We start from the raw sequence: 11,076 nt of genomic DNA on the forward strand, positions 1-11,076 counted from the left end.
CCACCCCCGGAACCGCCCCCGGCGTCACCCACCCTCCCGAAAGCCCACCCCCCAACAACAGCCCCGCGCAGCGCCCCCCACCCCGCCCCGCCCCCCCGCTAAGGTGCCCCCCGTGGATCTGGATCTGGGACAGGTACGAGCCTTCGTGGTCACCGCCGAAGAACTGCACTTCGGCCGCGCCGCCTCCCGCCTGGGCATCAGCCAGCAAGGCCTGTCCAAGCGCGTGGCCCGACTCGAGGCGGCCCTCGGCGCGAGGCTGTTGGAGCGGGACCCCCGGGGCGTGGGCCTGACCGGTGCGGGTTCGCGGTTCCTGGAGCCGGCCCGCCGGGTGCTGTCGCAGGGGGACCTCGCGGTGGCGGCCGTCCGCGGGGCCGGGCGGCCGTTGCGGATCGACGTCTGGGGCCACCTGTACGCACCGATGCGCACCCTCGCCCAAGCGGTGGACGCCGCCCCGGGCCTGGACGTGGAGCCGGTGCCCGGGCGCGACCTGCCGTCCGTCGCGGCGGCGCTGCTGCGCGGGGAGTCGGACGCGGGCTTCGGCCGGGTGCACGCCCTCCCGGACGGCACCGACGCGGGCCTGACGCACCGCCTGGTCCGGCTGGAGCCGGTGGACGCCCTGCTGAGCGTCGACCACCCGCTGGCGGGCCGCGACGCCCTGGCACCGGCCGAGCTGCGCGGCAGTGTGCTGCGCTACCCGGCGGCGGTGGACCGCCTGGACTTCCTGACCCGTTTCGCCGCCCGGTTCGGTGTCGCCGACCGGGTCGGTTCGACCAATCTGGGCCTGGAGCACTTCCTCGACCAGGTGGCCGCCGATCCGGGCTGCTTCTCGCTCGTCCCCGCCGACGGCCCGCTGCCCGACCGTCCGGGCGTCCGCACCGTGCCGCTGGTCGGCCCGACCCCGCTGTACGCCTGGTCGCTGCTCTGGCGGACCGACCGGGACACCGACCGGGACGGCCAGCTGGACGTCCTACTGAGGGCGTTCACCGCCGAGGCGGCCCACTGCCGATGGCTGGAGTACGACCCGGCCCGGGACTGGCTCCCGGACGCCGACGAGGCCGCCCTCCACCCGTGACCCCACGTACCGGGGGACCCGCCCCGCCACGTCCCACCACGTCCCGCCCGGCACGCTCAGTTGGTGCGGACCCACTGGTCGGTGGTGCGTTCCACCGAGCCGTCCGCGCCGTACGCGGTGTAGGTCTTCACCCCGGCCCCGGGCTTCGCCATGACGGCGTACCAGTGGAGCACGGAGTCCCCGACCGGGATCGGCGCCACCTCGGTGGTGTCACCGGTGTCCCAGGTGATCACGATCTTCGCGACCTCGGGCCGTTCCGCGCCGATCACGACCGGCGGGAGACCGGTCCTGGCCCGGTCCTTGAGGCCCAGCGAGGCGCTCAGGCCGCCGATCCCGCCGGTGAACGGTCCGCGCGGCTCGGCGAGGGAGTACAGGACGTCGTCCGGCTGCCGCTTGCCGTCCACGGTGTAGTAGAGGTTCGCGATGTCGCAGTGCGGGACCCAGTTGCCCTTGCTGTCCCGGGGGATCAGCGACTTCAGGTCGGAGCCGGCCGCGAGGCGCTCGACCTGCATCAGCTTGTCCTGCTTGAGGGCGTCCTGCTCGGTGGCCGGGCTCGGCCACTCGGCGACCCAGGCCTCCCAGGTGTGGCCGCTCACGGTGGTGCCCCCGGCGATCCTGGCCCGCATCGGGGTGAACGGGTCCCGTGGGGCCCCGCTCGGGCCGTCCGAAGGGCTCGTAGACGGCGTCGCCGTCGCGGTGGCACCGGTGGACGGCGCTCCCGGAACCGACGCCGAGGACCCGGGCGAGGCCGCCGGAGCGGCCGTGGACGGCGAAGCGGCCGCGGCGACCACCGCACCGCCCGCCCCGCGCCCGTGCCCCTCGAAGGCGGCCCCCGCCCCGCCGACCACCACGACCATCGTCGCGACCGCGACCGCGGTCAGCAGCCGTCGGCGCCGCAGCCGTCGCCGTCCGCCGGCGACCAGCCGCTCGTACGGCACCGGTCCGGTCTCGACGCTCTCGGCCAGATCGCCCAGCTCCCACGAGACGGCGGCCTCGGCGGCCCGCACGTCCTCGTCCTCGTGCATGGACTCCGTGTTCATCTGTTGCCTCCGATGCTGGTCAGTCCGTGGAGTGAGGAGGCTTCGCGCAGCTTGGCCAGTCCCCTGGCGGCCTGGCTCTTCACCGTGCCGACCGAGCAGTCCATCGCCGCCGCGGTCTGGGACTCGCTGAGGTCCTCCCAGTACCGCAGGACGACGGCCTCGCGCTGGCGCGGCGGCAGGGCGGCGAGCGCGGCGAGCAGCACGGCCCGGTCGTCCGGGTCGGGGCCGGTCGGGGCGGGCCGGTCGGGCAGGACTTCGACCAGGTACTCGGCGGGTCTGCGCCGGAACCGCCGGGCGTGCTCGTTGATCAGGATGCGGCGTACGTAGGCGTTCGGGTCGTCCGCCGCCCGGACCTTGTTCCAGTGGACGTAGGCCCGTTCCAGCGCCTGCTGGACCAGGTCCTCGGCGCCGTGCCGGTCCCCCGCGAGCAGGTACGCCGTGCGCAGCAGCCGTGACCACGCGCTGCCGGTGAACTCCCGGAACTCTTCGTCCCGGGCGGCCTTCTGGGCTCCCATGAGCACCTCCTCGCCCTCCAGAGTCCGTAACCCCCGCCGATCGTTGCCCGGCGTCCGTGATCCGGCATTCGCGATCGGCCGCCGGCGGCTGTGACACTGGAGGGGCTCGAAAACCGAGGTGCGCTCCACCGTGCCTCCTTGCGAACCTAGAGGGATGCCCGCAGTGAGTTCTCCCGCAGTCCAGTCCGCCTCCGTTCCCGCCGAGGGTCCCGGAATCGGTGAGCTGGCCGCCCGCCTTCCCGAGCTGACCCTGCGCGACGAGGTGCGGATCGGGCGCCGGCTGGAGGGGGCCCGCAGGGTCCGCAAGCCGGAGGCCCGGCAGAAGGTCGCCGCCGAGATCGCCGCCGACATCGACCGTGCCGAGCTGCTGGTCGCGCAGCGCCGGGGCGCTGTACCGAAGATCACGTATCCCGCCGAGCTGCCGGTCAGCCAGAAGAAGGACGACATCCTGGCGGCGATCCGGGACCACCAGGTGGTGATCGTCGCCGGTGAGACCGGTTCCGGCAAGACCACCCAGATCCCGAAGATCTGCCTGGAGCTGGGCCGCGGCGTCCGCGGTCTGGTCGGCCACACCCAGCCGCGCCGGATCGCCGCCCGTACGGTGGCGGAGCGGGTCGCGGAGGAGCTGGACACCCCGCTCGGCGAGGCGGTCGGCTGGAAGGTCCGGTTCACCGACCAGGTCGGCCAGGACACCCTGGTCAAGCTGATGACGGACGGCATCCTGCTGGCGGAGATCCAGACCGACCGGGACCTGCGCCAGTACGACACCCTGATCATCGACGAGGCGCACGAGCGCAGCCTCAACATCGACTTCCTGCTCGGCTACCTCAAGCAGCTGCTCCCCCGCCGCCCCGACCTCAAGGTCGTGATCACCTCCGCGACCATCGATCCGGAGCGCTTCGCCCGGCACTTCGGCGACGCCCCGGTCATCGAGGTCTCCGGCCGCACGTACCCGGTGGAGGTCCGCTACCGCCCGGTCGTCGACGAGGGCGACGACGAGCAGGACGAGAACGACCGCGACCGCGACCAGATCCAGGCGATCTGCGAGGCCGCCCAGGAGCTGCAGGACGAGGGCCCGGGCGACATCCTGGTCTTCCTCTCCGGCGAGCGCGAGATCCGCGACACCGCCGACGCCCTCACCAAGCTGAAGCTCCGGAGCACCGAGATCCTGCCGCTGTACGCCCGGCTCAGCTCGGCCGAGCAGCACCGGGTGTTCCAGCGCTCCAACAGCCGCCGGATCGTGCTGGCCACCAACGTGGCCGAGACCTCGCTGACCGTCCCCGGCATCAAGTACGTGATCGACCCGGGCACCGCCCGGATCTCCCGCTACAGCCACCGCACCAAGGTGCAGCGGCTGCCGATCGAGGCGATCAGCCAGGCCAGCGCCAACCAGCGCAAGGGCCGCTGCGGCCGCACCTCGGACGGCATCTGCATCCGGTTGTACTCGGAGGAGGACTTCCTCTCCCGCCCGGAGTTCACCGACGCCGAGATCCTGCGCACCAACCTGGCCTCGGTGATCCTCCAGATGACCGCGGCCGGCCTGGGCGACATCGCCGCCTTCCCGTTCCTGGACCCGCCGGACTCCCGCAACATCAAGGACGGCGTGCACCTGCTGCACGAGCTGGGCGCGCTCGACCCTGAGGAGAAGGACCCGCGCAAGCGGCTGACCGGGCTCGGCCGCAAGCTCGCCCAGCTCCCGGTGGACCCGCGGATGGCCCGGATGGTGCTGGAGGCGGACAAGAACGGCTGTGTGCGCGACGTCATGGTGATCGCCGCCGCGCTGTCCATCCAGGACCCGCGCGAGCGCCCCGCCGAGAAGCGCCAGGCCGCCGACGAACGGCACCGCCGGTTCACCTCGGAGACCTCCGACTTCCTCTCCTACCTGGCGATGTGGCGCTACGTCCGGGAGCAGCAGAAGGAGCTGTCCTCCTCGGCCTTCCGCCGGATGTGCAAGTCCGAGTTCCTCAACTACCTGCGGATACGGGAGTGGCAGGACGTCTACACCCAGCTGCGCACCGTGGCCAAGCAGTTGGGCGTCACGATCGAAGAGCCGCATCCGGACGCAGAACCGGACGCGGACCGGATCCACCAGTCGCTGCTGGCCGGACTGCTCTCCCACATCGGCCTGTTCGACGTGGAGAAGCGCGAGTACGGCGGTGCCCGCGGAGCCCGCTTCGCGGTGTTCCCGGGCTCCGGCCTGTTCAAGAAGCCGCCGCGCTGGGTGATGTCGGCCGAGCTGGTGGAGACCTCCCGGCTGTGGGCGCGGATCAACGCGAAGATCGAGCCCGAGTGGGTCGAGCCGCTGGCCGGGCACCTGATCAAGCGCAGCTACAGCGAGCCGCACTGGGAGAAGAAGGCCGGCGCGGTGCTGGCGTACGAGAAGGTGACCCTCTACGGGATGCCGATCGTCGCCCAGCGCAAGGTCAACTACGGGAAGATCGACGCCGAGCTCTGCCGCGAGCTGTTCATCCGCAACGCGCTGGTCGAGGGCGACTGGGAGACCCACCACAGGTTCTTCGCCGAGAACCGCAGGCTGCTCGGCGAGGTCGAGGAGCTGGAGAACCGGGCCCGCCGCCGGGACATCCTGGTGGACGACCAGACCCTGTTCGACTTCTACGACGCCCGGCTGCCGGAGGAGATCGTCTCCACCCGGCACTTCGACTCCTGGTGGAAGAAGGCCCGGCACGAGCAGCCGGACCTGCTGAACTTCGAGAAGTCGATGCTGATCAACGACGCCGCGGACGGCGTCACCGAGGCCGACTACCCGGACCACTGGCAACAGGGCAAGCTCCGCTTCAAGCTGACCTACCAGTTCGAGCCGGGCAGCGACGCGGACGGCGTGACCGTCCACATCCCGCTGCCGGTGCTCAACCAGGTCACCGCGGAGGGCTTCGACTGGCAGATCCCGGGGCTCCGGGAGGAGCTCGTCACCGCGTACATCAAGTCGCTGCCCAAGGCGATCCGGCGCAACTTCGTGCCGGCCCCGGACTTCGCCAAGGCGGCGCTGCGGGCGGTGAAGGACCGCCGGGAGCCACTGCTGCCGGCCCTGGAGCACGCCCTGAAGCGCCTGACGGCCGTCACCGTGCCCCCGGAGGCCTGGGACGACGAGCGGGTGCCGGAGCACCTCAAGGTGACCTTCCGGGTGGTGGACGGCAAGCGCCGGCTGGCCGAGTCCAAGGACCTGGAGGAGCTGCGGCTGAAGCTCAAGCCCAAGCTGAAGGAGACGCTCTCCTCGGCGGCCTCCGGCCAGGGCATCGAGCAGGGCGGGCTGACCGCCTGGCCGGCCGGGCTGCCGGTGCTCCAGCGCACCTTCGAGCAGCGCTCCCGCGGCCACTCGCTGCGCGCCTACCCGGCCCTGGTGGACGAGGGCGCCTCGGTGGGCGTGAAGCTGTTCGACACCCCGGAGGCCCAGGTGCGGGCGATGTGGGAGGGGACGCGCCGGCTGCTGATGCTGACCACCACCTCCCCGGCCAAGTCGATCCAGGGCCGGCTGGGCAACCAGGCGAAGCTGGCGCTCTCGCACAGCCCGCACGGCTCGATCGCCGCCCTGTTCGAGGACGTGGTCGCCGCCGCGACGGACCGGCTGATGACCCTGGCCGGCGGCCCGGCCTGGGACGAGGCGGCCTTCGGCAAGCTGCACGACAAGGTGCGGGCGGACCTCTACGACCTCTCCGCGGACACCACGCTGAAGACGGCCACCGCGCTGATCGCCTTCCACAAGGCGTCGACCCGGCTGAAGGCGGTGAGCAGCCCGGTGCTGCTGAACGCCGTGAACGACGTCCGGCTGCACCTGGCCTCGCTGGTGCACCCGGGCTTCGTGACCGCCACCGGCTGGCAGCGGCTGCCCGACCTCAAGCGCTACCTGCTGGCAGTGGACCGCCGGCTGGAGGCGCTGCCCAACCACCCCCAGCGGGACGCCCAGCAGCTGCTGAAGGTCCAGCAGGTGCAGCAGGCGTACGGGGAGCTGCTGGCGGCGGTGCCGGCCGGGCGGCAGCCCTCGGCGGAGGTGCGGGCGATCCGCTGGATGATCGAGGAGCTGCGGGTCAGCTTCTTCGCCCAGGGGCTGGGCACGCCGAGCCCGGTCTCGGAGAAGCGGATCATGAAGGCGATGGAGGCCGCCCGGGCGTCCCTGTGACCCCGGCGGCGCCCTGAGCTGCGGGTGCGCGGTGGGCCTTCAGGAGCCAGTTCGACCTGGGGGCCCACCATGGGCTACAGTCTGTCTTGTTCGCAGCGCGGCAAGCGAGTGAACGAGATCAGAAAACTCTGGTCCCGTGGAGCAGTTGGTTAGCTCGCCACCCTGTCAAGGTGGAGGTCGCGGGTTCAAGTCCCGTCGGGATCGCCGCAGTGCGAGAGGCCCGGAACCGTCAGGTTCCGGGCCTCTTGCTTTTGACCGTCCGTCCGTTACCCCGAACCGGGCCCGGACCACAAGTGACGGCCCGTGTGACCGTCGTCACCCGAACCCCTCGGAAATCACCCCCGAAACGCCCCGTTCCGTACGGCACTAATTTAATATGTAAAATTGTACTTCTATTCACTGTAAATCCCCCCCACCCCACGAGCACCAAATCGTTATCCGGAGTTAAACATTCCGAGCGCCGGCAGGCATGACAAAGGGGCTGCCGACCGGACCCGGCGGAGTCCGGTTAGCAGCCCCTTCGAAAGAGCCTTTGGCCTATCAGGCCTCAGTGCGCTGAGCGGGAATCCCGGCCAGCAGTGCGCGCACCTCCGCCTCACGGTAACGACGGTGACCACCGAGCGTGCGGATCGACGTCAGCTTGCCCGCCTTGGCCCAGCGGGTGACCGTCTTCGGGTCAACGCGGAACATGGTGGCAACTTCCGCCGGCGTCAGCAGCGGTTCAGCATCAGGGGTACGAGCGGTCATGAGCGGCCTCCTCGGGAGAACCGAACCAGGGCGGTTCTATCCTTCAAATTCTGCACCTTGGCCCGCGATGCCCGAAATGGCATAGACGGGCCGAGTCGGTTATAGGACGAACGGCTTGTCCTGGTGTCTACAACTACACCATCCGTCCAGCCCTATCGACCAAACCGCCAAAATTGACCCCTCACGGGTTCAAGGCCGACGGATGGCGATGGACCACCCCATAACGGACAGTCACTCGACAGTGACGTCCGGTTACGAGGGGACCAGACCCTCCGTTTCCCCGCAAAGCACGCATCAACTCCAGAACCACCCAAAAGTGGGCATGCTCACGTGAAGTTGGGCTGGTTGTCCCATTTTTGCACATAGGGGTAAGTTCGCGTCAACGGTGAGTAGTGTCACGTTCGACAGCTATTGACCCGAACCGGGACCTTGGTCGGCGCCGCCGCGGACCAAAGACCTCTGACAGTCATACACGGGCGGTCGGACGTCAGTTCGCGTGCCGCAACGCCAGCACCCGCCGCCACCGCCCCGTCAGTTCCCCGTACGCGCGGAGCGCGCCGTCGGTGTCCCCGGCCCGCAGGGCGCGCAGCCCCTCCTCCAGCTCCCCCGCCGAACGGTCCGCCAACAGCCGTTCCGGCCCCAGCAGATGCACCAGACCCCCGTAGTCCAACTCCACCAGCGAACGCGGGTGGAACTCCTCCAGCCAGCGCCCGACCTGCTCCGCCCCGCGCACCAGCTCCCCGTCCGGCGCCGCCTCGCGCAGCGCCCGGTAGGCCCGCGCCACCCGGCGCCGGGCCTGGGCCATCGGCACCAGGTAGAACAGCGCCGCCGGCCTCCCCCGCTCCCCCTCCTCTTCCCGTCCTCCCCCTCCGGTGCCCGCTCCCCCCGGAACGAAGCACCGGTCCTCGTCCCCGAACGGCAGGAACCAGCGCACCGGCACCTCCCACCGGCTGGTGAGGATCCACGGCCGGGCGTCCGGGTGCCCGGCCCGCCAGCGCTCCCGGTCCGCCTCGGCGGCCGCCCGGGTCACCGGCGGCAGCGCGGTGTCCAGCAGCGCCACCGGAGCCCCCGCCCGCAGCTCCTCCAGCGCCTGCCAACTGCGCAGCCTGGTCGCCCACGGGCACACGTACAGTACGCCGTCGACGGTCCGCAGGTACGCCCGCCCGCTCTCCTGCTCCGGCAGCGCCCGGGGCGTGCGGGCGGCCAGCTCCGCCAGGGCCTCCCGCTGCTCCTCCAGCGCCGCCTCCGCGACCGACTGCTCCGCCACCACCGCGTCCGGCCCGTGCGCGGCCGCGTAGGCCTGCCAGCGCGCCCGCTCGGGCTCCGGATAAGCCGCCAGCGGCTCGTAGACCCGCAGGTGGGCGGCATAGGGCGGCAGTACGGAAGTGCGTACGACGGTCACGTCCTGCATGGTCGCACGAGCCGCGCGGGCCCGGGAGGGCGCGGCCCCGAACCGTTCGCGCCCGCACCGCGGGGCCCTTCCCGTCTCATCCTTCGGACAACCGGCACAAGCTCGGACAAGACGGCTGATCGGCGGCTCCGGCGCGACTACGCTTCGCCCCAGACGCCCGCACCACAGCAGCGGGCCCGCGATACTGGAGTCACCACAGTGACCGACGTACAGACCCCCGCCACGCACCCCGCACCCGGCGTGCTCAGCAGGATCTTCCGCACCGAGCAGGACGGCGCCCCCGGCGACGGCCACGAGCAGGTCGTCCTCTGCCACGACCGCAGCTCCGGGCTCAAGGCGATCATCGCCATCCACTCCACCGCGCTCGGCCCCGCCCTCGGCGGCACCCGCTTCTTCCCGTACGCCTCCGAGGAGGCGGCCCTGGAGGACGCGCTGAACCTGTCCCGCGGCATGTCCTACAAGAACGCGCTGGCCGGGCTCGACCTCGGCGGCGGCAAGGCCGTCATCATCGGCGACCCGAACAAGGACAAGAACGAGGCGATGCTCCGGGCCTACGGCCGCTTCGTGGAGTCGCTGCGCGGCCGCTACATCACCGCCTGCGACGTGGGCACCTACGTCCAGGACATGGACGTCATCGCGCGCGAGACCGAGTTCGTGACCGGCCGCTCGCCCGAAAACGGCGGCGCCGGCGACTCGTCCATCCTCACCGCCTTCGGCGTCTTCCAGGGCATGCGCGCCAGCGCCCAGGCCCGCTGGGGCCAGCCCACCCTGCGCGGCAAGCGGGTCGGCGTCGCGGGCGTCGGCAAGGTCGGCCACTACCTGGTCGGCCACCTGGTCGCGGACGGCGCCACCGTCGTCGTCACCGACCCCTTCGAGGCCGCCGTCAACCGGGTGCGCGCCGCCCACCCGGAGGTGGAGGTGGTCGCCGACACCACCGCCCTGCTCCAGGCCAAGCTGGACGTCTACGCCCCCTGCGCCCTCGGCGGCGCGCTGACCGACCCCGTGGTCGCGGCGCTCGGCGAGTCCGGCACCTCGATCGTCTGCGGCGCGGCCAACAACCAGCTGGCCCACCCGGGCGTGGAGAAGGACCTGGCCGACCGCGGCATCCTCTACGCCCCCGACTACCTGGTGAACTCCGGCGGCGTGATCCAGGTCGCCGACGAGATCGACGGCTTCAACTTCGAGCGGGCCAAGAACAAGGCCACCAAGATCTTCGACACCACCCTGGAGATCTTCACCCGGGCCGCCTCCGACGGCATCCCGCCGGCGGTCGCCGCCGACCGCCTGGCCGAGAAGCGGATGCGCGAGATCAGCGCTCTGCGCACGGTGCTGCTGCCGGGCAGCCGCCGCGGCTGATCGCGGTCGCTCCGCTGACCCCGGTGCGCGGGGGGCCGTCACCTCCGGCCCCCCGCGCATCACGATGTGGAACCGGATTCTCACTTCTCCGCCCGAACGGGTGATCCGAGGTCCCCCTTGGGGGGATAATCAGTCCTGGAACGACGGACCACGAACACCTCCGGACAGCGTGCAAAACGCCGCAAAACCTCCCCTGACCTGGGAAGACCTGGTCGCGGGTGCACTCGGTGCGCGCCACGTCACACTGACGACGTACCGTCCAGCGGCGGAAACAGGTACCGTTAATGCTCCAAGGGACGGTCCTCCCATTCGGGCAGGCCGGACCTGATCATGAACACGTGTCAGACTCGGGGCCGTGAGCCCCATCGTTGAGGGGGTCGACCCATGGGGCGCGGCCGGGCCAAGGCCAAGCAGACGAAGGTCGCCCGCGAGCTGAAGTACAACAGCGGCGGGTTCGACGCTAACCGTCTGTCCAACGAGCTGGGCGTATCGCCGTCCACCGCTTCGATCGACCCCGAGCCGATCGAGGAGGAAGAGGACGACGACCCGTACGCGGAGTACGCCGCCCGCTACGCCGACCTCGACGACGAGGACGACACCGGGCCGGGCACCGGGCCGTCGCAGGCCTCCCGCCGCTCGTAACCGCAGCTTCGCCGGACCGGTCCTGACGCCCCTGGGCGCCGGACCGGTCTTCGGCGTTCCCCCGGGCGGGCGAGGCCCGGACGGCTTGCGCGCCGTTCCGGACCGGCCGGCGGCCGTGAACGCCCAGGACGTGCGAGAGGGCCCCTCCGGTGCACCGG

General features: G+C 71.4%; 8 protein-coding genes and 1 tRNA gene. 5 read left to right on the forward strand and 4 right to left on the reverse strand.

The annotated features are described in order from the left end of the window. The first annotated feature begins 112 nt into the window (after positions 1–112). Positions 113–1,072 (forward strand): LysR family transcriptional regulator, encoded by a 960-nt coding sequence (locus tag ACFWIS_RS39570; RefSeq protein WP_380463512.1) that lies wholly within the window; start codon positions 113–115, stop codon positions 1,070–1,072. A 56-nt stretch (positions 1,073–1,128) separates the two neighbouring features. On the opposite strand, the gene ACFWIS_RS39575 is transcribed toward ACFWIS_RS39570, so the two are convergent. Then, positions 1,129–2,112 carry a hypothetical protein gene (locus tag ACFWIS_RS39575; RefSeq protein WP_380463510.1) on the reverse strand — a complete coding sequence of 328 codons (984 nt, stop codon included), beginning with the start codon at positions 2,110–2,112 and terminating at the stop codon, positions 1,129–1,131. Next, the gene (locus ACFWIS_RS39580) at positions 2,109–2,627 is read right to left on the reverse strand and encodes a SigE family RNA polymerase sigma factor (RefSeq protein WP_380463508.1); all 519 of its coding nucleotides are present in this window, start codon (positions 2,625–2,627) and stop codon (positions 2,109–2,111) included. Before ACFWIS_RS39580 ends, ACFWIS_RS39575 begins: the two co-directional genes overlap by 4 nt. 154 nt (positions 2,628–2,781) lie before the next feature. Between ACFWIS_RS39580 and hrpA the strand changes: the two genes are divergently transcribed. Then, on the forward strand, positions 2,782–6,762 hold the full coding sequence (gene hrpA, locus ACFWIS_RS39585; protein WP_380463506.1) for an ATP-dependent RNA helicase HrpA: 3,981 nt from the start codon (positions 2,782–2,784) through the stop codon (positions 6,760–6,762). Positions 6,763–6,892: 130 nt separating this feature from the next. Further along, positions 6,893–6,966 (forward strand) — tRNA-Asp (locus ACFWIS_RS39590). Positions 6,967–7,302: 336 nt separating this feature from the next. Here ACFWIS_RS39590 and bldC read toward each other — a convergent pair. Together bldC and ACFWIS_RS39600 are read right to left on the reverse strand one after the other, a co-directional pair. After that, positions 7,303–7,509, reverse strand: coding sequence for a developmental transcriptional regulator BldC (bldC, locus tag ACFWIS_RS39595; protein ID WP_014137253.1), 207 nt, complete (start codon positions 7,507–7,509; stop codon positions 7,303–7,305). Positions 7,510–7,996: 487 nt separating this feature from the next. Next, on the reverse strand, positions 7,997–8,920 hold the full coding sequence (locus ACFWIS_RS39600; protein WP_380463504.1) for a hypothetical protein: 924 nt from the start codon (positions 8,918–8,920) through the stop codon (positions 7,997–7,999). 198 nt (positions 8,921–9,118) lie between these two features. On the opposite strand from ACFWIS_RS39600, the gene ACFWIS_RS39605 reads away from it, so the two are divergent. Next, positions 9,119–10,276, forward strand: a complete 1,158-nt coding sequence (locus ACFWIS_RS39605) for a Glu/Leu/Phe/Val dehydrogenase dimerization domain-containing protein (RefSeq protein WP_380463502.1) — start codon at positions 9,119–9,121, stop codon at positions 10,274–10,276. 384 nt (positions 10,277–10,660) lie between these two features. Beyond that, on the forward strand, positions 10,661–10,918 hold the full coding sequence (locus tag ACFWIS_RS39610; protein ID WP_380463500.1) for a DUF3073 domain-containing protein: 258 nt from the start codon (positions 10,661–10,663) through the stop codon (positions 10,916–10,918). The last annotated feature ends 158 nt before the right edge of the window (positions 10,919–11,076 follow it).

The organism is Kitasatospora sp. NPDC127060 (assembly GCF_042724935.1).
GTDB lineage: Bacteria > Actinomycetota > Actinomycetes > Streptomycetales > Streptomycetaceae > Kitasatospora.

Bases quoted from the DNA above. Each gene is read 5' to 3' on its own strand.
- ACFWIS_RS39575 (WP_380463510.1), bottom strand. From the start codon at position 2,112: ATGAACACGGAGTCCATGCACGAGGACGAGGACGTGCGGGCCGCCGAG.
- bldC (WP_014137253.1), bottom strand. From the start codon at position 7,509: ATGACCGCTCGTACCCCTGATGCTGAACCGCTGCTGACGCCGGCGGAA.
- ACFWIS_RS39580 (WP_380463508.1), bottom strand. From the start codon at position 2,627: ATGGGAGCCCAGAAGGCCGCCCGGGACGAAGAGTTCCGGGAGTTCACC.
- hrpA (WP_380463506.1), top strand. From the start codon at position 2,782: ATGCCCGCAGTGAGTTCTCCCGCAGTCCAGTCCGCCTCCGTTCCCGCC.
- ACFWIS_RS39610 (WP_380463500.1), top strand. From the start codon at position 10,661: ATGGGGCGCGGCCGGGCCAAGGCCAAGCAGACGAAGGTCGCCCGCGAG.
- ACFWIS_RS39600 (WP_380463504.1), bottom strand. From the start codon at position 8,920: ATGCAGGACGTGACCGTCGTACGCACTTCCGTACTGCCGCCCTATGCC.